The organism is Conexibacter woesei Iso977N (assembly GCF_000424625.1).
GTDB classification, from domain to species: domain Bacteria; phylum Actinomycetota; class Thermoleophilia; order Solirubrobacterales; family Solirubrobacteraceae; genus Baekduia; species Baekduia woesei_A.
This window is the reverse complement of record NZ_AUKG01000003.1, coordinates 63,850-89,850: the sequence shown is the minus strand read 5'-3', so window position 1 is coordinate 89,850 and position 26,001 is coordinate 63,850. Positions and strand designations below refer to the sequence as shown.

The 26,001-nt window shown below is 71.2% G+C and carries 28 protein-coding genes; 6 read left to right on the top strand and 22 right to left on the bottom strand.

Going from position 1 to position 26,001, the window contains the following annotated elements:
* Positions 1-68: 68 nt before the first annotated feature.
* Together fabI and H030_RS0121910 are read right to left on the bottom strand one after the other, a co-directional pair.
* Positions 69-869 (bottom strand): enoyl-ACP reductase FabI, encoded by an 801-nt coding sequence (gene fabI, locus H030_RS0121915; protein WP_027007701.1) that lies wholly within the window; start codon positions 867-869, stop codon positions 69-71.
* A 51-nt stretch (positions 870-920) separates the two neighbouring features.
* On the bottom strand, positions 921-1,775 hold the full coding sequence (locus H030_RS0121910; RefSeq protein WP_027007700.1) for a 3-hydroxybutyryl-CoA dehydrogenase: 855 nt from the start codon (positions 1,773-1,775) through the stop codon (positions 921-923).
* A gap of 67 nt (positions 1,776-1,842) precedes the next feature.
* Here H030_RS0121910 and H030_RS0121905 point away from each other — a divergent pair, with 67 nt between their 5' ends.
* Positions 1,843-2,802 (top strand): hypothetical protein, encoded by a 960-nt coding sequence (locus H030_RS0121905; RefSeq protein WP_051223452.1) that lies wholly within the window; start codon positions 1,843-1,845, stop codon positions 2,800-2,802.
* 10 nt (positions 2,803-2,812) lie between these two features.
* Positions 2,813-3,469, top strand: a complete 657-nt coding sequence (locus H030_RS37705) for an HAD family acid phosphatase (protein WP_051223450.1) — start codon at positions 2,813-2,815, stop codon at positions 3,467-3,469.
* On the opposite strand, the gene H030_RS0121895 is transcribed toward H030_RS37705, so the two are convergent.
* The gene (locus tag H030_RS0121895) at positions 3,466-4,389 is read right to left on the bottom strand and encodes an RNA polymerase sigma-70 factor (protein WP_027007698.1); all 924 of its coding nucleotides are present in this window, start codon (positions 4,387-4,389) and stop codon (positions 3,466-3,468) included. The genes H030_RS37705 and H030_RS0121895 overlap by 4 nt on opposite strands.
* Before the next feature lie 73 nt (positions 4,390-4,462).
* On the opposite strand from H030_RS0121895, the gene H030_RS0121890 reads away from it, so the two are divergent.
* Positions 4,463-5,413: an NAD-dependent epimerase/dehydratase family protein gene (locus H030_RS0121890; protein ID WP_027007697.1), complete on the top strand. Its 951-nt coding sequence runs from the start codon at positions 4,463-4,465 to the stop codon at positions 5,411-5,413.
* Here H030_RS0121890 and H030_RS0121885 read toward each other — a convergent pair.
* The 15 genes from H030_RS0121885 to H030_RS34235 form a co-directional block, all read right to left on the bottom strand.
* Entirely contained in the window at positions 5,410-6,999 is a 1,590-nt protein-coding gene (locus H030_RS0121885; protein ID WP_027007696.1) for an acyl-CoA synthetase, read from the bottom strand. The genes H030_RS0121890 and H030_RS0121885 overlap by 4 nt on opposite strands.
* A 47-nt stretch (positions 7,000-7,046) precedes the next feature.
* A complete protein-coding gene (locus H030_RS0121880) occupies positions 7,047-9,530 on the bottom strand; it encodes a GNAT family N-acetyltransferase (RefSeq protein WP_051223448.1) in 2,484 nt (827 codons plus the stop codon).
* An 87-nt stretch (positions 9,531-9,617) separates the two neighbouring features.
* Positions 9,618-11,588: an acetate--CoA ligase gene (gene acs, locus H030_RS0121875; protein WP_027007694.1), complete on the bottom strand. Its 1,971-nt coding sequence runs from the start codon at positions 11,586-11,588 to the stop codon at positions 9,618-9,620.
* 18 nt (positions 11,589-11,606) lie between these two features.
* Complete coding sequence (locus H030_RS0121870) at positions 11,607-12,266, bottom strand: acetate uptake transporter (RefSeq protein ID WP_035129257.1); 660 nt, start codon at positions 12,264-12,266, stop codon at positions 11,607-11,609.
* 101 nt (positions 12,267-12,367) lie between these two features.
* The gene (locus H030_RS0121865; protein WP_027007692.1) at positions 12,368-13,390 is read right to left on the bottom strand and encodes a hypothetical protein; all 1,023 of its coding nucleotides are present in this window, start codon (positions 13,388-13,390) and stop codon (positions 12,368-12,370) included.
* Positions 13,377-13,577: a hypothetical protein gene (locus H030_RS0121860; protein WP_027007691.1), complete on the bottom strand. Its 201-nt coding sequence runs from the start codon at positions 13,575-13,577 to the stop codon at positions 13,377-13,379. The genes H030_RS0121865 and H030_RS0121860 overlap by 14 nt, the downstream gene beginning before the upstream one ends.
* A gap of 34 nt (positions 13,578-13,611) precedes the next feature.
* Entirely contained in the window at positions 13,612-13,878 is a 267-nt protein-coding gene (locus H030_RS0121855; protein ID WP_027007690.1) for a hypothetical protein, read from the bottom strand.
* A gap of 4 nt (positions 13,879-13,882) precedes the next feature.
* The gene (locus tag H030_RS34250; RefSeq protein WP_051223446.1) at positions 13,883-14,911 is read right to left on the bottom strand and encodes a lysylphosphatidylglycerol synthase transmembrane domain-containing protein; all 1,029 of its coding nucleotides are present in this window, start codon (positions 14,909-14,911) and stop codon (positions 13,883-13,885) included.
* A complete protein-coding gene (locus H030_RS34245) occupies positions 14,908-15,576 on the bottom strand; it encodes an HAD family hydrolase (RefSeq protein WP_035129256.1) in 669 nt (222 codons plus the stop codon). Before H030_RS34245 ends, H030_RS34250 begins: the two co-directional genes overlap by 4 nt.
* A gap of 10 nt (positions 15,577-15,586) precedes the next feature.
* On the bottom strand, positions 15,587-16,900 hold the full coding sequence (locus H030_RS0121840; RefSeq protein ID WP_027007689.1) for a type II toxin-antitoxin system HipA family toxin: 1,314 nt from the start codon (positions 16,898-16,900) through the stop codon (positions 15,587-15,589).
* Positions 16,897-17,232 carry a helix-turn-helix transcriptional regulator gene (locus tag H030_RS34240; protein ID WP_051223444.1) on the bottom strand — a complete coding sequence of 112 codons (336 nt, stop codon included), beginning with the start codon at positions 17,230-17,232 and terminating at the stop codon, positions 16,897-16,899. The genes H030_RS0121840 and H030_RS34240 overlap by 4 nt, the downstream gene beginning before the upstream one ends.
* Positions 17,233-17,393: 161 nt before the next feature.
* Positions 17,394-18,011 carry a GNAT family N-acetyltransferase gene (locus H030_RS0121830; protein ID WP_027007688.1) on the bottom strand — a complete coding sequence of 206 codons (618 nt, stop codon included), beginning with the start codon at positions 18,009-18,011 and terminating at the stop codon, positions 17,394-17,396.
* A gap of 38 nt (positions 18,012-18,049) precedes the next feature.
* A complete protein-coding gene (locus H030_RS0121825) occupies positions 18,050-18,991 on the bottom strand; it encodes an exopolyphosphatase (RefSeq protein ID WP_027007687.1) in 942 nt (313 codons plus the stop codon).
* 105 nt (positions 18,992-19,096) lie between these two features.
* The gene (locus H030_RS0121820; RefSeq protein WP_027007686.1) at positions 19,097-19,375 is read right to left on the bottom strand and encodes a hypothetical protein; all 279 of its coding nucleotides are present in this window, start codon (positions 19,373-19,375) and stop codon (positions 19,097-19,099) included.
* Positions 19,376-19,501: 126 nt separating this feature from the next.
* The gene (locus tag H030_RS34235) at positions 19,502-20,122 is read right to left on the bottom strand and encodes a 3'-5' exonuclease (protein WP_035129254.1); all 621 of its coding nucleotides are present in this window, start codon (positions 20,120-20,122) and stop codon (positions 19,502-19,504) included.
* 90 nt (positions 20,123-20,212) lie between these two features.
* Between H030_RS34235 and H030_RS0121810 the strand changes: the two genes are divergently transcribed.
* Together H030_RS0121810 and H030_RS0121805 are read left to right on the top strand one after the other, a co-directional pair.
* Positions 20,213-21,193 carry a DUF294 nucleotidyltransferase-like domain-containing protein gene (locus tag H030_RS0121810; protein ID WP_027007685.1) on the top strand — a complete coding sequence of 327 codons (981 nt, stop codon included), beginning with the start codon at positions 20,213-20,215 and terminating at the stop codon, positions 21,191-21,193.
* 14 nt (positions 21,194-21,207) lie between these two features.
* A complete protein-coding gene (locus tag H030_RS0121805) occupies positions 21,208-21,645 on the top strand; it encodes a GNAT family N-acetyltransferase (protein ID WP_231398515.1) in 438 nt (145 codons plus the stop codon).
* Here the strand turns inward: H030_RS0121805 and H030_RS0121800 are convergent.
* Both H030_RS0121800 and bcp read right to left on the bottom strand, forming a co-directional pair.
* Positions 21,642-22,226, bottom strand: a complete 585-nt coding sequence (locus tag H030_RS0121800; protein ID WP_027007683.1) for a hypothetical protein — start codon at positions 22,224-22,226, stop codon at positions 21,642-21,644. The two genes, H030_RS0121805 and H030_RS0121800, sit on opposite strands and share 4 nt — an antisense overlap.
* 7 nt (positions 22,227-22,233) lie before the next feature.
* Positions 22,234-22,710 carry a thioredoxin-dependent thiol peroxidase gene (gene bcp, locus H030_RS0121795; protein WP_027007682.1) on the bottom strand — a complete coding sequence of 159 codons (477 nt, stop codon included), beginning with the start codon at positions 22,708-22,710 and terminating at the stop codon, positions 22,234-22,236.
* Between the two features lie 23 nt (positions 22,711-22,733).
* On the opposite strand from bcp, the gene H030_RS0121790 reads away from it, so the two are divergent.
* Positions 22,734-23,399, top strand: a complete 666-nt coding sequence (locus tag H030_RS0121790; RefSeq protein WP_155892208.1) for a TPR end-of-group domain-containing protein — start codon at positions 22,734-22,736, stop codon at positions 23,397-23,399.
* On the opposite strand, the gene H030_RS0121785 is transcribed toward H030_RS0121790, so the two are convergent.
* The gene (locus H030_RS0121785) at positions 23,392-24,255 is read right to left on the bottom strand and encodes a DNA-formamidopyrimidine glycosylase family protein (protein WP_027007680.1); all 864 of its coding nucleotides are present in this window, start codon (positions 24,253-24,255) and stop codon (positions 23,392-23,394) included. The two genes, H030_RS0121790 and H030_RS0121785, sit on opposite strands and share 8 nt — an antisense overlap.
* Before the next feature lie 36 nt (positions 24,256-24,291).
* A complete protein-coding gene (locus tag H030_RS34230) occupies positions 24,292-25,992 on the bottom strand; it encodes a thioredoxin-like domain-containing protein (RefSeq protein WP_051223442.1) in 1,701 nt (566 codons plus the stop codon).
* Positions 25,993-26,001: the final 9 nt, after the last annotated feature.

Below are 26,001 nucleotides of genomic sequence, written 5' to 3'. Positions count from 1 at the left end.
CGATCCACGCTACCGGAACCCCGGACGCTGAGCTACCTACGCAAGGTGAGCATTAGTGAGCTTCAGGGCTATGCCGATGGGGAGTCCGGGCCGACGTGCACCCCGAGCGCGTGGAAGCCGCCGTCGACGTGCAGGATCTCGCCGGTGATCGCCCGCGCCCACGGCGACAGGAGGAACAGGCACGCGTCGGCGACCGGGTCCGGGTCGTCCAGCGCCCATGCCAGCGGCGCGCCCTGCTCCCAGGCGGAAGCGAGCCTGTCGAAGCCCTCGATCGCGCCCGCGGCCATCGTGCGCAGCGGCCCCGCGGCGACCAGGTTGGAGCGGATCCCCCTCGGCCCCAGGTACTGCGCCAGGTACCGGTTGACCGACTCCAGCGCGGCCTTCGAGACGCCGGCCCAGTCGTAGATCGGCCACGCCTTGCTCGCGTCGAAGTCCAGGCCGACCAGCGACCCGCTCTCGCTCTTCTCCAGCAGCGGCGCGAACGCCGCGCCCAGCGACTTCAGCGAGAACGCAGAGATCTCGAACGCGGCGATGGCCGACGCCGCCGGCGCCTCGAGGAAGCGCCCGCCCAGCGCGTCGGCCGGGACGAACGCGATCGCGTGCAGGATCCCGTCGACCACGCCCCAGCGGGACTCCAGGTCCGCCACCACCGCGGCGATCTGCTCCTCGTCGGTGACGTCCATCTCCAGGACCTCCGGCTCCGACGGCAGCCGCGCGGCCATCCGCTGCGTCAGCCGCATGCCGCGGCCGAAGCCCGTGAGGACGATCTCGGCGCCCTCCTCCTGCGCGCGGCGCGCGACCGCGAACGCGATCGAGCGGTCCGTCAGCACGCCGGTGATCAGGAGCTTCTTGCCGTCCAGGTGACCCATAGGCGCACATCCTCGCGCACGCGCGCGCGAGACGCGGACCGACCCCGCCGATCAGGCGTACTCGTAGAACCCGCGCCCGGTCTTGCGCCCGTGATGACCGCTGACCACCATCCGCTTCAGCAGCGGCGGCGGCGCGTACTCCGGGCGCTTGAACTCCTCGTAGAGGGAGTCGCAGACCGCGTACAGGACGTCGAGCCCGATGAAGTCGCACAGCGTCAGCGGGCCCATCGGGTGCGACGCGCCGAGGCGCATGCCCTTGTCGATGTCCTCGCGCGTGGCGAAGCCGTCCTCGACCATCCGGACCGCGGCCATCAGGTACGGGACCAACAGCATGTTGACGATGAACCCGCTGCGGTCCTTGGTCCGGATCGACGTCTTGCCGATCGCCTCGACGAACGCCTCGGCCTTCTTGACGGTGTCGTCGCTCGTCTCCAGCCCGACGACGACCTCAACGAGCTCCATCACCGGGACCGGCGAGAAGAAGTGCAGCCCGATCACGCGCCCGCGGTGCTCGGTCCACGTCGCCAGCTGCGCGATCGGGATCGACGAGGTGTTGGAGGCGATGATCGACCCCTCCGGCAGGATCTCGTCCAGCGCGCGGAAGATCGGCCCCTTGACCTCGGGGTCCTCGAAGACCGCCTCGACGACCAGCGCCGACGGTGCCAGGTCCTCGATGTTGGTGTGGAACGTCACGCGCTCGACCAGCGCGCGGCCGTTGTCCTCGGACAGCTTCCCGCGCTGCACGGCGCGGTCGACCGACTTCTGGAGCCTCCCCCGCGAGCGATCCAGCGCGTCCTGCGCCGGCTCGTGGATCCGGACGCGGGCGCCCGCGCGGGCGGCGGACTCCGCGATCCCCGAGCCCATGAAGCCCGCTCCGACGACGCCGATCTCACCGAGGTCAGTCATGACTTGCATACTAGGACACCAGGAACGAGGAGTGCGGTCCTCGGGCGTCGGGCATGATGTGCGCACCATGGCCAGCGCGGCCACCATCCACCAGCGGCGGCTCGTCGCGATGTCGGTGCTCGGCGCGGTCGCCGCCGCGGCGCTGGTCGGCGGCGCGATCGCGGGCGCGGGCGGCGGCGGGGGCGCGCAGTCGAGCGCCGCCGAGAAGAGGGTGGCCAGCAGCGACAACAGGCCCAAGCCGGCGCAGCTGCCCGGCGGCGGGCGCAGGCTGTTCCCGGAGCGGCGGGTCGTGGCGTTCTACGGCAACCCGCGCGACAGGGAGCTCGGCGAGCTCGGCATCGGGACGCCCGCGCAGGCGGCGAGGAAGCTCCTGAAGCAGGCGCAGCCGTACAACCGCAGGTCGCGCCCGGTGCTCCCCGCGATGGAGCTGATCACGACCGTCGCGACCGCCGCGCCCGGGCCGACGGGCGAGTACCGCGACCGCATGTCCTTCAACATGATCCGGCGCTACCACGCAGCGGCCAAGAAGGCCGGCGCGCTGCTGGTGCTCGACATCCAGCCGGGCCGCGGCTCGTTCGCACCCGAGGTCGAGCGGCTGCGCCCGTTCCTCGTGCAGCCAGATGTAGGACTTGCCCTGGATCCCGAGTGGCACGTCGCCCCGGGCCAGCTGCCGGGCAAGGTGATCGGCCAGACCGACGCCGACGTCGTCAACGCGTCGGCCATGTACCTGTCCAAGCTGGTCAAGACCTACAACCTGCCCGAGAGGCTCCTGATCGTCCACCGGTTCACGGACAACATGATCACCCGCGCGCAGCGGCTCAGGCAGGCCCCGGGCGTCCGGACGGTCATCAACGTCGACGGCTTCGGGACCAACTCGGTGAAGATCGCCAAGTACCAGTCCTTCGTCAGGACGACGCCGACGATGAACCGCGGCTTCAAGCTCTTCTACCACGAGGACCCGCACACGATGCGGCCCTACCAGGTGATGGCGATGTCGCCGCGACCCGACGTGGTCGTCTACGAGTAGCCTGCGGGCGATGTCCCGCCGTCTCACCGCCGTCCCGGCCGCGCTGCTACTCGCCGCGCTGCTCCTGCTCACCGCCACCGCCGCGCTGGCCGCCACGACCCGCACGGCCACCACGCCCGACCAGCTGCGCGCCGGTCACGCCGCCTACGAGAAGGCCGTCGCGACCGGCTGGACCAAGGCCACCAAGCTGCTCGACGCGCAGTTGGCCAAGCACCCAAAGAAGCCGACGGTCGTCCTCGACATCGACGAGACCACCATGTCGAACTGGGGCTGCCTGGACGCGGTCGACTTCGACGTCACGATCGGGCTCGCGACCTGCGTGGTGCAGAGCAAGTCGGTGGCCTTCCCCGGCGCCAAGACCTTCATCAAGCACGCACGCGCCAAGAGGGTCGCGATCGCGTTCATCACCGGCGCCCCGCAGGCCACCTGCGCGCTGCGCCAGAAGAACCTGATCGCGCAGGGGATCAGGAAGCCGTTCACGCTCACCTGCCGTCCGGCGACCTACACGACCGACTCGATCGTCCCCTACAAGTCGGCCGCGCGGAAGGCGCTGGTCAAGAAGGGCGCGACGATCGTCCTCAACGTCGGCGACCAGCAGAGCGACCTCAGCGGCGGCGCGGCGCGCAAGACCTACAAGCTGCCGAACCCGATCTACACCATCAACTAGCGCTCGCGCCTGCGCGCCAGGTCGCTCGTGCGCCCGAGGTGGGTCAACTTGTCCGGGTTGACCACCGAGCGGACGCCGAGCACCTGGTCGTCGAGGATGTCGAGCGCCATGACGACGACGATCGCGCCGTCGGCCTCGCGCGCGATCCACCCCGGCTGGCCGTTGACCTCGGCCAACTCGACGGTCACGCCCGCGATCTTCCCGGCGGCCCGGAAGATCCCGGCCAGCGCCCGCGCGACGCGGTCGCCGCCGACGATCGGCACCCTGAACGCGTTGGCGACGCCGCCGCCGTCGCCGGTGAACACGGCGTCGTCGGCGAGCATCGCGACCAACCCCTCCATGTCGCCCTCTTGGGCTGCGGTCAGGAAGCGCCTGGCCAGCGACTCGCGCGCCGCGCGCGAGGGCTCGAAGCGCGGCTTCTCGGTGATCACGTGGCGGCGCGCGCGGGCGGCGATCTGGCGGCAGTTGTCCGGGGTCTTGTCCACCACCTCGGCGATCTCCGCGAAGGTGTAGTCGAACGCCTCGCGCAGCAGGAACACCGCGCGCTCGACCGGCGTCAGGCGTTCCAACACCAACAGGAACGCCAGCGAGAGGTCGTCGGCCAGCTCGGCGTCGCGCGGCAGGTCGACGCGCGGGTCCGCGCCGCCGGCCGTCAGCAGCGGCTCGGGCAGCCACGGCCCGACGTAGGCCTCGCGCCGCACGCGCGCGCTGCGCAGGTGGTCGATCGCCAGCCGCGTCGCGATCGCCGTCATGTAGGCCTTGGGCGACTCGATCTGCGTGCCGTCCGCCAGCTCGCGGTGCGCGCGCAGCAGCGTCTCCTGCGCGATGTCCTCCGCCTCGGCGACGCTGCCGGTCATCCGGTAGGCGATCGAGAACACCAGCGGCCGGAGGTCGGTGAGCATGGCGGATTCGGTCGGCATGGGCTCGGAGACGATCCTGCCCACCTCGATGTGACATGTCACGCCCGCAACGGCTGTTTCGTCTCAGGGCGCCATGATCATCTTCATCGCAGGAGCAACCGGAGCGGTCGGCGGGCGGTTGGTGCCGATGCTGCTCGAGCAGGGCCACGAGGTCGTGGCCACGACGACGTCGCCGTCGAAGGCCGGCGCGCTACGGGCGCAGGGCGCGCTGCCGGTCGTGGTCGACGTGCTCGACCGCGACGCCGTGCTGGGCGCCGTGGCGGGCGCGGAGCCGGACGTGATCGTCCACCAGGCGACGGCGCTGGGCGCCGCCGTCCCGGACATGCGGCACTTCGACCGCATGTTCGCCCAGACCAACCGGCTGCGGACCGAGGGGACGCGCAACCTGCTCGACGCGGCCGCCGCGAGCGGCGTCCGGCGTGTCATCGCGCAGTCCTTCACAGGCTGGCCGTTCGCGCGCGAGGGCGGCGCGGTCAAGGGCGAGGACGCGCCGCTGGACCCGGCGCCGCCCGCGCCGATGCGGCAGTCGCTCGCCGCGATCCGCGCGTTGGAGGACTCGGTGACGGGTGCGCCGGCCGGGATCGAGGGCGTCGTGCTGCGCTACGGCGGGTTCTACGGTCCGGGCACGGGGCTCGCGCGCGACGGCGGCGAGGTCACCGAGCTGATCCGCAGGCGCAAGTTCCCGGTCGTCGGCGCGGGCGGCGGGCTGTGGTCGTTCACCCACATCGACGACGCCGCGGGCGCGGTGCTCGCCGCGCTGGAGCCGGGCGGCCCGACCGGGATCTTCCAGATCGTCGACGACGACCCGGCGCCGAGCGCCGAGTGGCTCCCGGCGCTGAGCGCCGCCGTCGGCGCCAAGCCCCCGCGCCACGTCCCGGTCTGGCTCGGCCGCCTCGCGGCGGGCGAGGCGCCGGTCATGATGATGACCGAGTCCCGCGGCGCGTCGAACGCGAAGGCCAAGCGCACGCTCGGCTGGACGCCGCAGTGGCCGACCTGGCGCGAGGGCTTCGTCCACGGGCTCTAGGAGCCCGCGCGCGCGGCCTCGGCTTCCCTCTCGCGCAGCTCGATGCGGCGGATCTTGCCCGTCAGCGTCTTGGGCAGGTCGGTGACGAACTCGACGCGGCGCGGGTAGGCGTAGGCCGACAGGCGGTCGCGGACGAAGGCCTTGATCTCGTCGGCGAGGGCGTCGCTCGGCTCGTGGCCCTCGGCGAGCACGACGAAGGCCTTGACGACCGAGCCGCGGCGCTCGTCGGGCGAGGCGACGGCGGCCGCCTCGCGCACGGCGGGGTGCTCGATGCAGGCGGACTCGACCTCGAACGGGCCGATCCGGTAGCCGGCGGCGATGATGACGTCGTCGGCGCGGCCCGCGTACCAGACGTAGCCGTCCTCGTCCTGGGTCGCGGCGTCCTTGGTGTGGAACCAGTCGCCGCCGAAGGTCTCGGCCGCGGCCTCGTCGTTGTTCCAGTAGCCGAGCGGGTAGTGCGGGTTGCTGCGCGCCCGCAGGCAGATCTCGCCGCGCTCGCCGCGGGCGACCTCGCGCTCGTCCTCGTCGAGGATCCGGACGTCCCAGCCCGGCATCGGCAGCCCCATCGACCCCTCGCGCACCTCCTGCCACGGGTAGTTGGCGACCAAGGGGTAGGACTCGGTCAACCCGTAGTAGTCGAGCACGGTCAGGCCGTACTGGTCGCGGAACCAGCGGATCGCCTCCGGGTTCAGCGGCTCGCCCGCGGAGCACACGCGCCGGAACTCGCACGGGTACCTCCTGCCCGCGTCCTCGATCGCCATCATCGAGCGCATCGCGGTCGGGGTCGTGAAGACGTTGGTGACCCTGTGGCGCGACAGGAAGTCGAGCTGCTGGACCGGGTCGAACCCGCCCTCGCGCTGGATGACGACCTGGACCGCGCCCAGCCGCCACGGGCCGAGCAGCGGCGCGATGCCCGCCGCCCACGCCCACTCGCCCATGCCGTGGAAGCGCTCGCCGTCCTGGACCTCGTGGCAGTAGGTGAACTCCTCGTGCGCCAGCAGGTAGCGGTGCGCGTGGACGATGCCCTTCGCCAGCCCGGTCGTTCCCGAGGTGTAGTACAACTGCGCCGGGTCGTCGGCGGACGTGTCGTAGGACACCATGTCGGTCGGCGCGCCCTCGAGCAGCGAGCCCTCGCCGTCCTCGTCGAGGACCAGCAGCTCGCCGACCGTCTCCCCCACGTGCGCGCGGAACCGGTGCGCGTTGGCCTGGTTGGTGACCAGCACGCGCGGGCGCGAGTCGTTGAGGCGATGAGCGATCCCGTCGTCGCCGTAGAGCACCGACATCGACAGCAGGATCGCCCCGCGCTTCCACGCGCCGAAGAACACCGCCGCGGTCTCCGGCGTCGGCGGCAGCACGACCGCCACCCGCTCCCCGGGATCAACACCATGTTGCCCGAGGACATGCGCGGCCTGGTTGCTCAGATCCTGCAGCTCACCCCACGTCAGATCCCGCCGCACCCCATCGAACCGCTCCCACACCATCGCCAGCTTGTCTCGCGGATGCTTGTCGCAGACGTCCTCGGCGATGTTGTAGCGCTCGGGGACATCCCAGGTATGCGACTCACGCAGCTCTTCGTAGCGACCCATGGGAAGACGTTACCCCGAACGCGAGCCCCCAAGGCGAGCCTTCGCGGTCACCACGTCTTCGCGCGACTCCGTTCGGGTGGCGGGGCGAGGCGGACGCGGGCGCCGCTGATGATCACGCCGGACGCCCCGACCAGGACGGGGTCAAGCTCGGCCTCGGCGAGGTCGGGGAGGGTGTCGGCGAGGGCGCCGAGGCGGAGGATCGCGTCGCGCAGCGCGGCGAGGTCGAAGGTGCCGGTGGCGAGCGCGGCGCGGACGGCGGGTGGGCCGTCGACGAGCTCCTCGGCGTCGACATCGGTCAGGGGCGCGAGCCGGAACGACGCGTCGCCGGGGATCGGGCCGGCCCAGCCGAGCCCGCCGCCGGGGGCGACGCCGACGACCGGGCCGAACTCCGCGTCGTTGACCGCGCCGACGAGCACGGCGATCGCCGCCGCCTCGGCGTCGCCGCCGGGCGCGTCGGCCAGCTCCAGCCCCGCGGCGCGCAGCAGCGCGACCGTCGCGTCGCCGTCGAGCCAGCCCTCGCCGGCTTCATCGACAACCTGCTGCGCGGCCGCCGCGTCGAAGCCGTCCAGCGCCGGCGTCTGGCCGAGGCGCCGCCCCAGCCAGTCGCGCCGGTCGGCGGCGATCGCCAGCGCCCGCACCGCGGCCTCCGGGAAGCGGTAGTTCGGCACGCGCCGGTGCTCGCGCTCGGGCAGCCGCCCGTCGCCGCCCACCACGCACGCCACGACCGGCTTGACGGACGGCGGCGCGGCGGACAGCGCCGCGTTGGCGGCGCGCGTCTCGACCGCGTCCTCCAGCGCGGCGAGGCGCTCGTCCGGATCGGCGCCGCCAAGGCCTACATGTACGACGAGGACCGCGTCGACCGCGTCGTCGTCGAGCAGCGCGTCGACCGCGACGCGCTCGTCCTCGCTCGTCGCGCGCACGCCCAAGTCGATGGGGTTGCCCAGGCGGTCGGCGCCCGGCAGCGCGGTTGCCAGCCGCGCCCGCGTCGCCTCGCTCACCCGCGCCAGCCCGAGCCCGCGCGCCGCCGCGGCGTCGGCCGCGACCGTCCCGAGCCCGCCGGAGTTCGTGACGATCCCGAGCATCCGCCCGGCCGGCAGCGGCTGGCGCTCCAGCAGCTCGGCCGCGTCGAACAGCGTCTGCGTCGACTCGACGCGCAGCACGCCGGCCTGCGCGAACAGCGCCTCGGTCAGCGCCGCGTCGGTCAGCGCGCCCGCGATCCGCAGGCGCCCCGGAGCATCGCCCTCGTCCCGCGCGCGCGACCCCTTGACCGCCAGGATCGGCTTGCGCCGCGACACCCGCCGCGCGACCTGCGAGAAGCGCCGCGGGTTGCCGAACGACTCCACGTAGAACGCGACGACCGTCGTGCGCTCGTCGTCGGCGAAGTGCTCCAGCACGTCGTTGGTCGACACGTCGGCGCGGTTGCCGAGCGCCAGGAACGACGACACGCCCATCCGCCGCGCGGCCGCGTGGCCGAGCAGCGCGAGCCCCAAAGCGCCCGACTGCGAGGACAACCCGAGCCCGCCCACGCGCAGCGGGACGCGCCCGATCAGCGCCTGCAGCCGCAGCGACGGATCCGTGTTGACGACCCCCAGCGCGTTGGGCCCGACCAGCCGCAGCCCGTGCGCGCGCACCTCGGCCAGGAGCGCCTCCTCGCGCGCGACGCCCTCAGGCTCGTCGGTGTCGGCGAAGCCGGTCGACACCACCAACAACGCCCGGACGCCCGCAGCGGCGGCCTCGCGAGCGACATCCAGCACTTCCCGCGCGGCGACCGCGACGACCGCCAGGTCGACCTCCTCGCCGATCTCGCCCAGCGACGCGACCGCCCGCGTCGAGCCGACGACGCCCCGGTCCGGGTGGACCGGCGTGGCGACGCCGCGGTAGCCGCCCTCGACGATCCCGCGGAAGATCGCGCCGCCCACCGACCCCTCACGGGCCGACGCGCCGACCACCGCGATCGACCCCGGCGACAGCAGCGCGCGCAGCGACTCCACCGTCGCCGCGTGCGTCCGGTCGTCGATCCGCTCGGCCAGCTGCGCGGTCGGCGACAGGTCCAGGGCGAGGTGCACGATCCCGGCGGTCGACGCCCGCCGCACCCCGAACCCCGCGCTGCCGAAGACGTGCAGCATCGGCCGGTTCTCGCCCATCACCTCGGCGTCGAAGCGCGTGATCCCGCGCGACGCGGCGACGTCGGCCAACTGCTGCAACATGCTCGTCGCCAGCCCGCGGCCCTGCTGGTCCTCGGCGACCGCGAACGCGACCTCGGCCGCGTCGGGCTCGTTCAGGCGGTCGTAGCCGGCAACCGCGACGACGCGGTCGCCCAGGTGCGCCAGCAGCGGCACCCGCGCGTCCCCGTCGGCGTGCGCGTAGTCGCGCGAGATGATGTCCGACCGCCCCGCGCCGTGGAAGCGCAGGTAGCGCGACTCGAACGACAGCCCGTCGAAGAACGCCCGGATCGCCTCCTCGTCCTCCGGCTGCGGTGAGCGCAGCCGCAGGGCGGAGCCGTCGCGGAGGATGACGTCTCTGACGATCACCGGGGTCAGGGTATCCCTGGCTGCGGGTTTCGCCCCCTGGGCGAAACCCGCGACCGAAGGTGAGCCGCCAGGCGAGCCTTCGGCGGCCTACTCTTCGCCCGTCGCCTGGCGCTCCTTGATCTTGCCCTGGAGCTGCGACATGACGTCCGGGTCGCGCAGGGTCGTGACGTCGCCCAGCTCGCGGCCCTCGGCGATGTCCTTCAACAACCGCCGCATGATCTTGCCCGAGCGGGTCTTCGGCAGGTCGTCGGCCCAGATGATGCGCTTGGGCCGCGCGAGCTTGCCGATCCGCTGGGCGACGTGCTCGCGGATCTCGTTCACGAGCTCGTCGGAGCCCTCGTAGTGGCCGTCGAGCGTGACGAACGCGGCGACCGACTGGCCGGTGTCCTCGTCGGTCTGCCCGATGACCGCGGCCTCGGCGACCTTCGCGTGCGAGACGATCGCGGACTCGATCTCGGCCGTCGACATCCGGTGGCCGGACACGTTGAGCACGTCGTCGACGCGGCCGATCACCGAGATGTAGCCCTCGTCGTCCTGCTTGGACGCGTCGCCGACCAGGTAGGTCTCCGGGCCCCACTTGTCCCAGTAGGTCTGCACGTAGCGGTCGTCGTCGCCGTAGAGCGTCCGGAGCATCCCGGCCCACGGCTTCGACAACGACAACAAGCCCTGCGTGTTGCGCTCGAGCTCGTTGCCCTCCTCGTCGAGGATCGCCGCGCTCACGCCCGGCAGCGGCGTCCCCGCCACGCCCGGCTTCATCGACTGCGCGCCCGGCAGGGTGGTGATCATGATCCCGCCGGTCTCGGTCTGCCACCAGGTGTCGACGATCGGGCACCTCTGCCCGCCGACGACGACGTAGTACCAGAGCCACGCCTTCGGGTTGATCGGCTCACCGACGGACCCGAGCAGCCGCAGCTTGGCGAGGTCCGCCTTCTCGACGTGCTCGACGCCCCACTTGATGCACGCGCGGATCGCCGTCGGCGCCGTGTAGAAGATGGTGGTGTCGGTCTTCTCGGCCAGCTCCCACCAGATCCCCTTGTGCGGGTAGTCGGGCGCGCCCTCGTACATCACCGACGTCGCCGCGTTCAGCAGCGGCCCGTAGACGATGTAGGAGTGCCCGGTGATCCAGCCGACGTCGGCGCTGCACCAGTACACGTCGCTCTCGGGCTTGAGGTCGAAGACGTGCTTGTGCGTCCACGCGACGTGCGTCAGGTAGCCGCCCGTCGAGTGCAGGATGCCCTTCGGCTTCGCGGTCGACCCGCTCGAGTACAGGATGAACAGCGGGTGCTCGGCGTCCAGCTCTGCGGCCGGGCACTCGGCGTCGGCCGCGGCCAGCGCCTCGTCCCAGAAGACGTCGCCGTCGCCCATCGGGCAGTCGATCCCGGTGTGGCGCACGACGAACGTCGTCCTGACCGGCATCCCGGCGTCGTCGACGGTCTGCTTGACCGGCGCGGTCTTGCCCTTGCGCCGCGCCCCGTCGACCGTGATCAGCGCCTTGGCCTCGGAGAACTCCATGCGCTCCTTGACCGACTCGGCGCTGAAGCCGCCGAAGACCACGTTGTGCGGCGCGCCGATCCGGGCGCACGCGAGCATCGCGACGACGACCTCCGGGATCATCGGCAGGAAGATCCCGACGACGTCGCCCGCCTCGACGCCCGCGTCCTTGAGCGCGTTGGCCGCGCGCTGGGTCTGCTCCAGCAGCCAGGCGTAGGTGATGTCCTTGGACTCGCCCTCCTCGCCGCGCCACTTGAACGCGACGCGGTCGCCGAGGCCCGCCTCGACGTGGCGGTCCAGGCAGTTGTAGGAGGCGTTGGTCGTCCCGCCCTCGAACCACTTGTAGAACGGCGGGTTCTTGTCGTTCAACGCCTCGCCCGGCGGCGTGAACCAGTGCAGGGCATCCGCCTGCGACCGCCACCACGCCGCCGGGTCCTTGGCCGCCTCCTCGTGCACCGACAGGTCCCTGATCAAGGCATTGGCCTTGAAGTCGTCGGATGGCTCGAAGCGCTCCTGCTCGAGGAGCTCGGCGAGCTGCCGCTCCAGATCGGTCGTGGTGCCGGCCATGTTGGTGTCCTTCTTCGTCTAGTTGAGGGGTTTGACCGGGAGCACCGTCCGCTTGAACGTCGCGTTGGCGACCCCGGCGAACGAGGCATACCACGCGGCAGCCGCCGTCGCCAAGCCCACCCAGCCACCGATGTGCACGATGTTCTGGTGTCCACCGGCGTTGCCGATGCCGAGCAGGAAGAACGTCACGGCCAGCAGCCCGAACACGAGCGCCACCGCGGCCGACACGCGCATCGACGGGATGAACATGTAGGTCGTGAAGATGCCCCAGGCGATCAGGTAGAGCCCGACCGCGTGGCCGACGTCGGCCGCGGGGATGTCCTTCTCGAACCAGATCACCAGCGCGGCGAACGAGAGCCAGAAGCCGCCGTAGGACGTGAACGCGGTCGCGCCGAACGTGTTGCCGTTGCGGAACTCCCACATGCCGGCCATGAACTGCGCCAGGCCGCCGTAGGCGAGCGCCACCCCGAGCACGACGGGCTCTCCGCCCGCGCCGATCAGGTTGGCGTTGAACATGCTGAGGACGAACGTCGTCAGCGCGAACGCGGCCAGCCCCAGCGGGGCCGGGTCGGCGATCGGCGTCGGGACGAACGACAGATCCTGGGGTGCGACGGCCTCCCGTCCGTCGGCACGCTCGGACCGGGTGAACCGCGGGGCATCGGCCGCCGAGGCCTCCATGTTGGGACGCTCCTTTCAGGAACCTGACCAGTTGGTCAGAAGTGTTCCCGTAGCGGCGTAAGGTGAAGCCTCCCGGCCCTGTCCGGAGGGTTACGCGGACGTCAGCCGCGGCGCTTGCGCTTCTTGCGCGCCGACGTCGCCGGCGAGGGCGTCTCGGTCGCGGGCGCCGAGGCGCCGTTGCCGTTCCCGTTGCTCACGGGCTCCGGCAGCTCCGCCCTCGGTCGGCCGCGCCGCCCGAAGCCACCGCCACCGAAGCCACCGCCGCCGCCCCGCTCCCCGCGCGCGGCGTCGCGCTGCTCGCGGACCTCCTGCGGGCTCGGCCACGGCACCGCCTCGCCCGCGTCCCACGCGGGCGGCATCCCGCCGGGCCAGCGGCCGAGCATCATCGCGCCGAGCATCGCCAGCCAGAACGCGGTGACGACGAACGACAGCGCCGACAGCGGGCCGAGGATCTGCAGGACGCCGACGATCGCGCCGAGGATCCCGACGAAGCGCGGCAGCAGCCCGACGCGCATCGCGGCCAGCGCCACGAGCACGATCGCGGCGGCGAGCGCGAACAGGCCGAGCTGGCCGACGAGCGTCCCGCCGACGAGCAGGCTGCCGTTGCGCACGACGTCGTGGGCGGCCGCGGTCGTCTGGTGGTCGGAGGACGCGAAGTCCGCGGCGTTCCTGACCAGCCCGATGATCCGGGCGAGCGCGCCGACGCCGGCGAGGACCGACCCGACGTAGACCAGGATCCGCGTCGGCCGCGCGACCTTGCCGGCGCGGTCGAGCGTCATCCGCAGCAGCTCGAGCAGGATGTAGCCGAGCGCGAAGTAGACGAGCGCCTGCAGGATCGTCGCGATGACGAGGCCGGAGGCGTGGTGGTGCAGGTACAGCGCCTGCTCGCTGGCGAGGCCGGTGCGGCCCGCGCCCAGCGACTCGCCGGCGGTCTCGCGCAGCGCGTCGATCGGCGTGACCTTCGGCAGGTCGCTGAAGATCGACGTCTGAAGGACGTTCGCGATGACCGTGACGATCGCCGCGACCAGCGCGATCAGCCCGGTGCGCGGACGCCGCCTCGCCTCGTGTTCGACGACCTGGGCCGGGGTGACCGCCAGGTCGTCCCCGGGATCAGTCGCGGCCATCGGTCAGCGAGCGCTGGTGGTCGTGGCCGAGGCGGCCGGGCATCAGCAGCTCCGGCTCGTCGCGATCCACGGTGCGGGAGATCTTGTCGCCGGCCACGAGGACGAGATCCAGCACCGGCGCCGCAAGGCGCAGGCCGGCCTCGACGCGGCCGCGCCAGATCAGCTGTTGGGACGAGAGCTGCGCCACGCGGGGGATCCTAGATGGCGCGGCGCTCGGCCGCTTATTGCAGGCCTTGGCGTGCTTCGCGCACGAGCGTCACGGCCTCCGGGAACACGGTCGCCATGACCGCCCGGATCTGCTCCGCCTGCTCCTGCGTGGTGCCCTGGATGTTGACGCGGTTGACCGCCGCGACCGTCATCTGCACCGCGAGGCCGATCGCGTTGTCGGCCCACGCGAGGCGCTGCTGACCCTGCATCTGGTCGGCGAACTCCGCCATGCGCTTCTGGAGCTCGTCAGGGTCGCCGAAAAGTCCGCCAAAGCCTTCCATGGACTTACTGTAGCCCGCTGCCGACCGGCTCTTGCGGAGCGTTCTCGGCGTCGCGCTCAGCCGCGCGTGAGGCCTTGCCGGCGGCGATGACCTCCTTGAAGGAGCGGAACCTGAAGATCGTCACGAGCGCAACGAACCCGACGCCGAGGCTGAACGCGGCGATCGCGATCTGCTGGCCGACGGAGTACGCCGCGACGGTCGCGCCGGTGGCGGTCCCGGCGAACACCTTGACCAGGAACGCCTGCTGGACGCCGGCGCCGCCGGGCGTGAACGGCACGACCGCTGCGACCGCGTTGACGCCGAGGACCAACAGCACGTTCTTGACCGAGCCACCGATGTGGAACGCGTCGAGCAGGAACCAGAACGCGGTGAACCGGAACAGCCACGCGCCGAACTGGACGAGCCAGACCTCTTTGAAGTACCGACGCCTGTCGAAGATGATCGTCAGGCCCTGGCGCACGCGCGCCCAGAAGGCCTTCACCTTGGTCGACAGCAGCGCGAACGCGGCGAGGCCGGCGATCGCCAGCGCGGTCATGACGAACAGCAGGAAGCGCGGGTGCGACGCGAAGAACGACAGGTCGAATGCGTGGAGCTTGGAGAAGTCCGGCGGCTTGGGGAAGACGCCCTGCGTGAACGCGAAGATGAGGATGAAGACGCCCATCGAGGCGTCGAAGCCCGCTTCGACGAAGAACGCGGCGGCGATCGCGGGGTAGGTCGAGTTCGGGATCGACGACTTGACCAGGAACGCCTTGATGACGTCGCCGCCGCGCGCGGGCACCACGTTGTTGAAGCCGTAGGCGGCGATGTAGGCGCCCCAGATCCGCTTGAACGGGACGTTCTCGGTCGGGTACGCGGCGCGCAGGACGTTGTAGAAGGCGCGGCTGCGGATCGTGAGGTAGGTCCCGAAGCAGAGCAGGCCGAGCGCGAGCGCGCCCCAGCGGATGTCGGCCAGGTTGGAGAAGAACTGGCCGGCGGCGTCGAAGAAGTCCCCGACGCCGGCGGTGATCAGCTGCGCTCCGGGGTCCGGGGTCACTCCGGGGAGAGTACGAGGCCGATCGCCTCGAAGACCGCGGCGTCGTTGAGCGCGGTCGCGGTGATGTCCGCCATCGGCAGCTCGATGTCGGCGAGGTACGGGACGCCGATGACGGTCAGGCCCGCGGCCTTGGCGGCGGTCGCGCCGGTCGGGGAGTCCTCGAGGCCGAACGAGCGGGCCGGGTCGGCGTCCAGGCGCGCGCAGGCTTCGAGGTAGATGTCCGGCCAGGGCTTGGGGCGCGGGACCTCGTCGCCGGCGACCGTGATCGCGAAGCGATCCGCGACGCCCGCGGTGTGGAGGACCAGGTCCAGGAACGCCCGCTGCGAGTTCGACGCGACCGCGATCGGGATGCCCGCGTCGCGCAGGGCGTCCACCAGCTCCAGCGCGCCGGGGCGCGGCTCGATGTCGTGTTGCGCCTCGTCCATGACCAGCGCGTGCAGCTCGTTCATCAGGTCCTCGCCCCTGCCCGGCTGCTCGAGCATGACCTCCAACTTGCCCGCGGCGATCGAGTGCGACGACCCGATCAGCTCCCGCTTGTGGTCGTACGTGAACGTCGAGCCATGGTTGGCGAACAACGTCGTCTCAGCCCGGGTCCAGGCCTCTTCGGTGTCGAGCAGCAGGCCATCGTTGTCGAACACGACGGCGGCGGGGAACGTGGGGGTCACGCCCTACAAGCTAGCCGGGCGCCAGCGCCAGCCGGTGCGTCTGCGCGATCCGCGCGCTCATCGCGTCGGGGACGCCGACCTCGGCCGCGACCTCCGGCCAGGCGGCAACCGCTTCCCGGACCTCGGCGTGGATCTCGGCGGCGCGCCCACGCCTCATCGCCGCCGTGCTCGCCACCGCGTCGAGGTCGGCGAGCGCGAACCCGTCGCGCTTGCCGTTGAGCGACATCTGATGCTGCGAGGTCCAGTCGCCGGTGGGGTTGAAGGCCCACATGACGTCGAAGGCGGGTGACAGCGACCACTGCCCCGCCCGATCCATCAGGAAAGCGATGTTCTTGACGTGGTCGTCCTGGTTGCGGGCGACCACGTTGAACACCATGCGCCGGAACTGCTCCTCGATCGTCGCCTGCCCGAGCCCCAGCTCGCGGATCATCAGCAGCGCCTGCTCGTAGGAGTAGGCGGCGGGCGAGCGGAAGTCGAAGTGGCGCAGCGCGGCGAGCGATTGGAGGTGCAGCTTGTCGCCGTCTGCGGTCCGGTCGAAGCGCCGCGTCATGAAGTGATGGCGGTCGTGCTCAGCCATGATCCGGCACTCGCTCATCGTGATGCCCGCGCGCGCCGCGAGCTTGGCGTAGGCGTACTCGACCAACCCATAGCCCTTGGGATCGGCCAGCTCGCGGTCCCGGTTCTCGGCGACGCCGTCGAACTTCAGCAGCCAGTGCTCGAAGCCCGGCGGGACCGCCGCCTGGCCCGAGCGGACCGCGCCGGTCTCCGGGTTCCAGGCGATCACCGCCTTGGCCCGCGCGCCGCCTGCCGACGTCCCGACGCGCAGGATGTCGCGCATCGCGTCCTCGCGCGACTCGCCGTCGAAGGAGGCCGAGAGGCGCTTGCGGTCGCTCAGCACCTCGGAGGCGAGCTGGACCAGCGCGGTGATGTCGATCGCCGTGCTCGCGCCGCGGTCGGGGCCGGCGGCCGGCCGGAACTCGAGCGCGCCCATGCCGCGGCTGCCCGTGTAGCAGAGGCGCTCGACGGCGTTGAAGCTCTCCGGGCGGCGGCCCTGCTCGGCCAGCCACGCGTCGATCAGGACGTTGCCGTAGCGATCCGGGAGCGCGTCGGCGAGCATCCCCGGCAGCCCGTGGAAGCTCTCGGGCGCCAGCGCCGGGAAGCTGTAGGGGTCGGTCCGCAGCGGCATCATCAGCGGCGCGAGCTGGATGCCGCTGGGCACGAAGTCCGGGTCGTAGGCGAACGTCGCGTGCTGCCCGCCGTCGGGCAGCACGACCGCGCCGATCCGCGTTCCCCAGAGCCAGACCTCGGCACGCGTCGGGCTCATGACCGCTCACCGGTCTCGTCACCCCAGACCCACCTGCCGCCCGACGCGCCCGGCCTGCTCGCGCCGGGCGCCGACGCGCGCCGGCGGACCCTCCCGGTCTGCGCCCTCTCGGTGAACGGGTTGATCGTGTTCGCCGGGATCAGCGCGTCGAGCGCGTCGAGGAGCCCGAGCACGCGCAGCACGCGCACGAGGTTGACCACGGAGGTCGACTCGCCGTCTTCGATGCGCGCGATCGTGCGGAGGCCGACGCCGGCCTCCGTCGCGAGCGCGTCCTGCGTGACGTTGCGGGCGAGGCGCGCGCGCTTGAGGCGCTCACCGAGCTCGGTGAGCACCGCGTCATCAGAGGTGTAGCGGTCAATCCTCACAACGTGCCAAACATGACGTATTACAGGCCAAATTCGGGCCTACCGTGCCATATATGGCATCTTACCATGACTCCACGTAACCATCTCGCAACCCGCCAAAAATGACACGCAAAGGGCTGTTTCAAGGCCTAAGAAGCCAAATTTGGCAGCTTACGCACACCTGGCTCCCGCCACAGGAACCAGACCGGTGGCCCCTTCGGCAGCTCCAGGCGGTCGACGACCGTGAAGCCGTGGCGGCCGTAGAAGGCGAGGTTCTGCTCCTTGCCGGTCTCCAGGTAGGCGGGCAGGTGCTCGCGGTCGCAGAGGTCGAGGCCGGCGCGGATCAGCTGGGAGCCGACGCCCTGGCCCTGGCGGGATGGGTCGACGCCGAGGACCGCGAGGTAGAGGTGGCGCTCCGACGGGTGGCGGACCTCGACCTGGCCGAGGCCGCGCAGGATCCGGGGCAGGCGCGGCAGGACGCCGCGGAACGTCACGCGCACGAGCCCGAGCGTCTCGCGCGCCGACTCGCGCCACTGGTCGGGCAGCGCCCACAGCGCGGCGCCGCCGGCGCCGTCGTCGGTGGTCCAGGAGACGTCCTGCGGCAGCAGCCGCCGCAGCTGCCAGGCGAAGAAGCGCTCCGACCAGCGCGACGTCGCGGGCTCGCCGCCGTAGACCCAGCGGGTGACGGGGTCGTCGGCGAACGCGCGCGTCAGCGCCTGCGTCAGAGCATCAACATCATGGTGTTGAACCGGGCGGACCTCCGGCATGGCGCCGGACTCTAGCGGCGCAAACCGCTGAGCGGCGCTCAGCCGTCGGCGTTGATGGTGGCGATCAGCTCGCCGAGGACGCGCGGGGCGTCGTCGTTGCCGACCTGGCAGGTGCCGGCCGCCTCGTGCCCGCCGCCGCCGTAGCGCAGCATCAGCTCGCCGACGTCGGTCTTCGAGGAGCGGTCCAGGATCGACTTGCCGGTCGCGAAGACCGTGTTCTGCTGGCGCAGGCCCCACAGGACGTGGATCGAGATGTTGCACTGGGGCCACAGCGCGTAGACCGTGAAGCGGTTGGTCGCGTAGATCGTGTCCTCGTCGCGCATGTCCAGGACGACGAGGTTGCCGTGCTGGGTGCCGCAGCGGGCGACCTGGTCGATCGCCGCGTCGGCGTGCTCGCGGTAGAGGTCGACGCGCTCGGCGACGTCGGGGCAGGCGAGGATCTCGTCGATCGACTTCGTGGTGATGTCGTCGATCAGCTGCATCATCAGCTGGTAGTTGGAGATCCTGAAGTCGCGGAAGCGGCCGAGGCCGGTGCGCGGGTCCATCAGGAACGAGATGTAGTCCCAGCCCTGCGGCTCGAGGATGTCGTCGCGCGAGAAGTCCGCGGCGTCGGCCTTGTCGACGGCCATCATGATGTCCTCGCCGACGGCGGTGAAGACGTCGGCCCCGCCGAAGTAGCGGTACACGACGCGCGCGGCGGACTTGGCGCCGGCGACGATCACGTGGTTCTCGGGCGACTCCTCGACGCGGATGAGCTCCGAGTCGTGGTGGTCGAACGACAGGTGCACGCCCGGGACGTAGGGCAGGTTGGTCGTGATGTCGCGGTCGGTCAGCTCGACCTTGCCGTCCTGCATGTCCTTGGGATGGACGAACAGGATGTCGTCGAGGATGCCCAGCTCCTTGAGGAGCGCTGCGCACACCAGCCCGTCGAAATCGGAGCGCGTTACCAGTCGGTACCGCTCGGCCACCTGCGTCGTCATGCGGAAGAGTCCCTGTCCCTTGGTCCCTTGGGGGTTGCCACCGTTCTCTGGAGGTGGTCGGCAGGGGTGCGGGATTCCTGAGCGCTGTTGGCGCAGGCGGACAGGTCAGCCGTCTTCGTGCTTCTCCAGGTAGTCGATGTAGACCGGGCGCAGCGCGTCCGACAGCGCGGTGTCGTCGTCGCGGAACGTGTCGGCGACCTGGCCGGACCAGTGGTTGATGTCGAAGTCGCCCTGGTCGACCTGGCCCGCGGCCGCCTCGGCGGCGGGGACCAGCTTCATCAGGCCCCACAGGAACCTGACGTCCAGGTGGCGCTCGGCCCGGTGCACTGCGCGGTCGTGCAGCTCCTTGGAGCCGAGGGCCTCGAGCTCTTCGCGGCGTGACATGGCAGGGATCCTGTCAGGCCTCGCCTTGCCCCGTCGGCGAGCTACTTCCTGACGACAGATGAGGGAAGCAACGGCGTGAGCCACGATGGCGCGGTTGCGATGGGCGGTGAAGGCTGCTGAGGCGAGTTATTGGACATGCGCTCGTCGGGTAGGCGGTTGATCGGCCGACAACGTCCATGCAAACACGTTGCTGAAGAGCTCGGCCTGCTCCACAGCATCATCAAGGGCATTATGTGTGTGCGGGCGGGCAGGAAGCAAGAACGCCGGCATCTTCGCCTTTCCGGACTCGTCATGCACCGTATGCGCCCGAGCTTGGTACAGAGTTCGGATGTCGAGACACGACGAGTAGCCGAACGGCGAGCCGTCCTTCGCGTAACGCACGAAGTACCAGTAAAGGAACGCCCAATCGAAGGCCACCGGGTAGGCGACCAGCACCGGGCGATGCTCGCGTGCAACGTCCAGGACCCACTGCGCGGCTTCGGTCATTGCGGCCGCCGGCTCGCGACCCCACGTGCTGAGGCGATCGCGGTCCAGTCCGTTGACCCGCATCGCCTCTGGTTGCCACTCAGACGAGATCGGCTTCAGTTCTGCGTAGAACGTGCTCTGCTGTGGATCAACCCGGCGGAACGTCGAGCCGTCATAGGTACCAGCCACACAAAGACCAAACGAGAGCAGCGAGTACGGCCCGGGAATAGGACCGTCCGTCTCGACGTCTGCCGAGATATAGAGGTCGGTCCGGGGCGTCACCCGAGGATCGTACCGCTTTTTCAGGGAACATATGTTCGCCTGGCCTTAACCCGCCACTTGACCGATCAAGGTTGGTTTAGGATCCGCAAGATGCAGCAACCGGAGCCTCGTCAGGCCTACTCCAGACGGCGTCTTGACGAGCTCGCGGCAGGGCTCGACGATCTCAAGGAGATGCTCGACAGCGCCAAGCTGTGCATCTACGCCACCGGCTCGTATGGCCGACTGGAAGCTTGGCCGGGCTCGGACATCGATCTGTTCTTCATCTACGAGGACACGGAGGCGGTGTCGTACCTCACGTTCCTTCGCCTTGCCGGACGGTTGATCGAGACGACCGCAGAGATGAGGTTCCCGCCGTTCTCCGGCGACGGCAAGTACCTGGAGAGCCTCGACGTCAACGCGATGGAACGCGTACTCGGTAGCCGCGACGACGACTCGACCAACGCCTTCACTGCTCGGATGTTGCTTCTGCTCGAGAGCCAACCGATCTCGGACGAGTCGCGCTACCGACGGCTGATCGAGCGTGTGACAGCCTTCTACTTCCGCGATCACACAGGGCACGAGGATGACTTCGTGCCGACGTTCCTCACCAACGACATCCTGCGGTTCTGGCGCACGCTGACGCTGAACTACGAGCACGACCGATTCACGGCCACCCAGGGCCTCGAAGGCCAAGCGGCCGAGGACGCCCGAGCGAAGAGCCTACTCAAGAACTACAAGTTGAAGTTCAGCCGCCTCGCGACCTGCTTCTCCATGGTCGCCCACCTCGCCTGCGAGCCCCCGCCAGTGGAGCATGAGCGAGTGGTGGAGCTGTGCCTGATGACGCCGATGGAGCGGTTTGAGACGCTTGCAGGCCGGAACGGCACAGCAGACCATCTGCTAGGACAACTTGGCGTCGCGTACGAGAGCTTTCTGGCGACGGTCCAACAGGAAGAAGCCGTGTTGATGGCCGCGTTCCGAGACCGAGAGGCGCGTCAGCAGCACCTGAGCGAGGCGGTCGAGTTCGGCTCGAAGATCTTCCAGATCCTCGAGCAACTCGTGCCGGAAGATCGTATGCGGCGCTTGGTGGTTTAGCCCTCAGATGCCGCGTGCGAGGATGCGCGGCGATGCGGCTGCGCTCCGGAGTAGTTGACGACATCGACGCCGTGATGGCGCTGTGGGCAGTCGCCGCCGAGAACGACGGGCGGCCGAGCGACCGGCGCGAGATGGTCGAGGCGCTCGTGGAGCGCGACCCGGACGCGCTGCTGCTGGCCGTGGAGGACAGCGGCGCGATCATCGGCTCGCTGATCGCCGGGTGGGACGGCTGGCGCTTCCACCTCTACCGCCTCGCCGTCCACCCGGACCACCGCCGCCGCGGCATCGGCGGGACGCTCCTCGATGCGGCGCACACCCGCTTCACGGCGCTCGGCGCCACGCGGGTCGACGCGATGGTCCTCGATGCCAACGACCTCGGCGCGTCCCTCTGGACATCAGCCGGCTACGAGCGCCAGGACGACTGGCGCCGCTGGGTCAAGCCGCTCGGCTAGGCCAGGTCGACCGGGCGCGGCGGATCGCCCTTGCGGGCGGCCAGCTCGAAGGTCGCCGTCGTGAAGCGGACGACCGCCCAGCGCAGGTCGGGCGTGCCGATCGCCTCCAGCGCGTCCCCGGTCACCGTGATCGTGAGGCTGCCGCCGCCCGGGGTCCGGAACGTCATCGTGCCGCTGCCGGCGGACTCGAACGTCAGCTCGGTGCCCGCGCGCCCCGGCTTCGCGCTGCGCCGGACCCAGCGCAGCGACGGGTCGCGATCCGTCGCCCAGCGGTCGATCGACGCCTGGTACCAGTACAGGATCGCCTCGGCCACCTCGTGGCGGTGCTCCTCGGTGCGGGAGGGATGCGGCGACAGGCCGATCGAGTCGCATTCGATGTGGTGGAGCGACTCGGCGATCGCGTCGGGGCCGGCGCCGTCGATCGCCAGCTGCGCCAGCGGCCAGGCGTAGTCGTCGTACTCGCCGGCCGTGTTCGGGAACACGTCGTTGAGCCCGATCGGGTCCCAGCGCCAGTACAGGAGCTGACCCAGCTCGACCTCGCCGCGCGCCGTCCACCACGCGGCGGTCTCCCGCGCGTCCACGGTGCCGCTAGGCCGCGGTCGCCAGCTCGGAGAGGGCGGTCAGGACGTCTTGGTCGTGGGTCTCGGGGTTGGCCTTGAAGGCGCGGCGGACGGTGCCTTCGGCGTCGATGATGAACGTCGCGCGCTTGGCGCCCCAGAAGGTCTTGCCGTACATGGACTTCTCGACCCAGACGCCGAAGGCCTCGCAGACCTCGTGGTGCTCGTCGGCGAGCAGCTCGAAGTTGAGGTGCTGCTTGTCGGCGAACTTCTTGACGGCCTTGACCGGGTCCGGGCTGACGCCGAGGACGACCGCGCCGGCGTCGCTGAAGTCCGGGAGGTGGTCCCGGATCCCGCAGGCCTGCGTCGTGCACCCGGGCGTGTTGGCCTTGGGGTAGAAGTACAACACGACGGTCCTGCCGCGGAAGCTCGACAGCCGGACGGGCTCCCCGTTCTGGTCGGGAAGCTCGAAGTCCGGAGCCGGCGTCCCTTCCTTGATCTTGCCCATGGCCTTCATGATAGGTCTCTGGCATGAGCGCGAGCCATCGAGTGGTCAGGCTGGACGAGATCGAGGAGATCCCCGTCAACGGCGGCGAGCTGCGGTGGAGGCCGCTGCGCCGCACGCTCGGGATCCGCGCGTTCGGGATGAACGCCTACGCCGCCGCGGCCGGCGCGGAGGTGATCGAGGAGCACGACGAGGTGTCGTCGTCGGGCAGCGGCGGCCACGAGGAGGTCTACCTGGTGGTCGCGGGCGCCGCCCGGTTCACGGTCGGCGGCCAGTCGTTCGACGTGCCCGCGGGCGCCTTGGTCTTCCTCCCGGACCCGGCGGTGCGCCGCGGCGCGGTGGCCGCGCAGGACGGGACGATCGTCGTCGCCGTCGGCGGCGAGCCGGGCAAGGCCTATGAGATCTCGCCGTGGGAGTACTACTTCGCGGCCGAGGGCCCGGCCGGCCGTGGCGACTACGGCAGCGCGGTCGACATTGTCCGCGAGGCGCTCCCCGAGCACGACGGCAACCCCCGGATCCACTACTCGCTCGCGTGCTTCCTCGCGCGCGACGGCCGCCTCGACGAGGCGATGGCGCAGCTGGAGCGCGCGCTGGCGAGCGACGAGCGCGAGCAGATCGCCACCTGGGCGGCCGGCGACGCCGACCTCGCGCCGCTGCGCGACCGCCCCGGGTTCCCGAAGCCCGCTACTTGAGCAACCGCGACAGCCGGCGATCCTTCAGCACGCGGTCGCCGGTCTGGTCGTGCGGGCAGTAGCAGAGGACGTAGTCCTCGTAGTGCACCGCCTCGATCGTCGTGCCGCAGCGCGGGCACGCCTCGCCCGCGTGGCGGTGGACCTGCAGCGGCAGCGGCAGCTTGTCCGGGATCGGGAGGTGGACGAGCTCCTCGTAGTGGTCGATCGCCCCGCCGAGCCGCTCCAGGATCGCGTCCCGGAGCGCTCCGGCCTCCTCCGCGCTCAGGTCGTTGGCGCGCTTGAACGGCGAGAGCCTCGCGGTCCAGAGGATCTCGTCGACCCACGAGCGCCCGATGCCGGTGATGACCCTCTGGTCGCGCAGCGCGGCCTGCAGCGGCCGCGCGCCGACCGGCTTCAGCAGCGCCGCGAGGTCGGCCGGCGGATCCGGCCACGCCTCCGGCCCGAGCGTCGCGACCGCGTCGTCGCTCGCCAGGCCCTCGGGCGTCAGGACCTTCACCCACGCCGCCTGCTTGGTGCCGAACTCGCGCAGCCGCAGCTCGCGCTCGCCGTTGCCGCCGTCGACCCGCAGCAGCAGCCGCGAGGTCCGGTCGCGCATCGACGCGCGCTTGTCATACAACTGCAAGCGGCCCGCGCTCATCAGGTGGCAGAGCACGTGCAGGTCGCCGGAGATGTCGATGACCAGGTGCTTGCCGATCCGCCGGACGCCCTCGATCTGGCGCCCGTCGAGCGCGTGCAGCGGCGGGTCGAACGTCTTCAGCGCGTTGATCCCAGGCGCCATCGTCGACTCGATCGTCGCCCCCGCGAGCGCCTCGCTCAGGCGCCGCGCCGTGATCTCGACCTCGGGCAGCTCAGGCATCCCGCGTCCAGAGTAGGCGGTCGTGTCAAGCGTGACTCACGTCAACAGCACGTCGTACGCGCGCTGCGTGCGGCGCAGGCGGCACGCGTCCGGGCCGCACGTGGCGGCCAGCAGCTCGAGCGTGATCCGCCCGGAGCCCTCGCCGAGCGCGAGGTCGACGGAGACGGGCAGCGCCGACGCCGTCCACGTGGTCGGCTCGCGCAGCAGCCCCGGGACGTCGCTCAGCGCCCGGACCCGGATCGGCGGCCCGCCCGCGGGATCGAGGTCGTCGTCGCCGGGGTCGAGGTTCAGCGAGACCGTCACGCGCGACCCGCCGGGCTCCACGATCGTCCCCGCGACCGACAGCGGCTGCCCCTCGGGCGCGTCGCTGGACGACGGCCGCCCGACGTCCAGCGTCACCGCACGCGCGCGTAGCGGATCGACCCGTACAACTCGGTGGTTGCCGCTGTCGGCGACGAGCAGCCGGCCGTCCGGCAGGCACGCGATCCCGCCCGGCTCGGAGAAGCCCTCGACCGGCACCGTCCACAGGTGCGACCCGCGCCAGACGCGGATCGAGTTGTTGAAGGTGTCGGCCACGTACAGCTCGCCGCCGCGCCCGAGCGCCAGGCCCAGCGGGTGCTGCGTGGTGGCGCGCATGCCGTCGCCGTCGTCGTCGCCCCAGCCGAACAGCCCGGTGCCGAACAGCGTCTGCACCTCGAACGTCCCCGCCCGCAGCACGCGCAGCGCGCTCGACTCGGCGTCGAGGAACGCGAGGTCGCCCTCGGCCGTCACGGCCAGCGCGCTCGGCTGCGCCAGCACCGCCTCCAGCCCCGGCCCGTCGACGAGCGCCTCAGCGCCGGTCCCGGCCAGCACCTGCAGCTCGCCCGCGCGGTCGACCGCCCACAGCCGGTGCTTGCCGGCCTCGGCGATCACGACGTGCCCGTGCCAGACCACGACGTCCCACGGTGAGCTCAGGCGATCCGTGATCAGCTCCCGCGGCGAGCGCCCGTCGAGCGGCACGCGCCAGACGCGGTCCGCGCCGGTCTCGCAGACCAGCAGCGACGCGGTCTCTCCCACGCCGTCGAAGCGCACGCCCTGGGGCTGGTAGAAGCCGTCGAGCTCGAACTCGACCTCGCCGCCGAGCGTCGCGACGAGCACGCGGTCGTGGCCGGTGTCGGCGATCGCGATCCGGGGCGCGCGCGTCGCGCCGTCCTCCAGCGCGACCTTGCCGGGGAACGCCAGCTCGCCCGTGCCCTGCGCGTCGACCGCGTCGTCCAGCTCCACCGCCCCACGCCGCAACGTGCCGGCGGCCTCGGCCTCGTCCACCAGCTGCTCGATCGCGCGAGCAAGTTCTACATGATGCCCCTCGCCGCTCGTGGTCAGCGCGACGCGCCCGTCGGCGTCGATCAGCACCAGCGTCGGCCACGCCTTCACGGCGTACGCGCTCCACGTCGTCATCGCGGGGTCGTCCAGCACGGGGTGCTCGATCCGGTGCCGCGCGACCGCCGCCCTCACGGCCTCGTGGGCGTGCTCATGCGGGAACTTCGGCGAGTGCACGCCGACGACGACCAGCGAGTCGGCGAACCGGCGCTCCAGCCCGCGCAGCTCCTCCAGGACCCGCTGGCAGTTGACGCACGCGAGCGTCCAGAAGTCGAGCAGCACGATCTTGCCGCGCAGTTGCGCGAGCGACAGCCCGTCGACCCCGATCCACCCACCGTCTCCGTCCAGCTCCGGAGCCCGGACGCGCACCCGATCCATGCGCTCCAG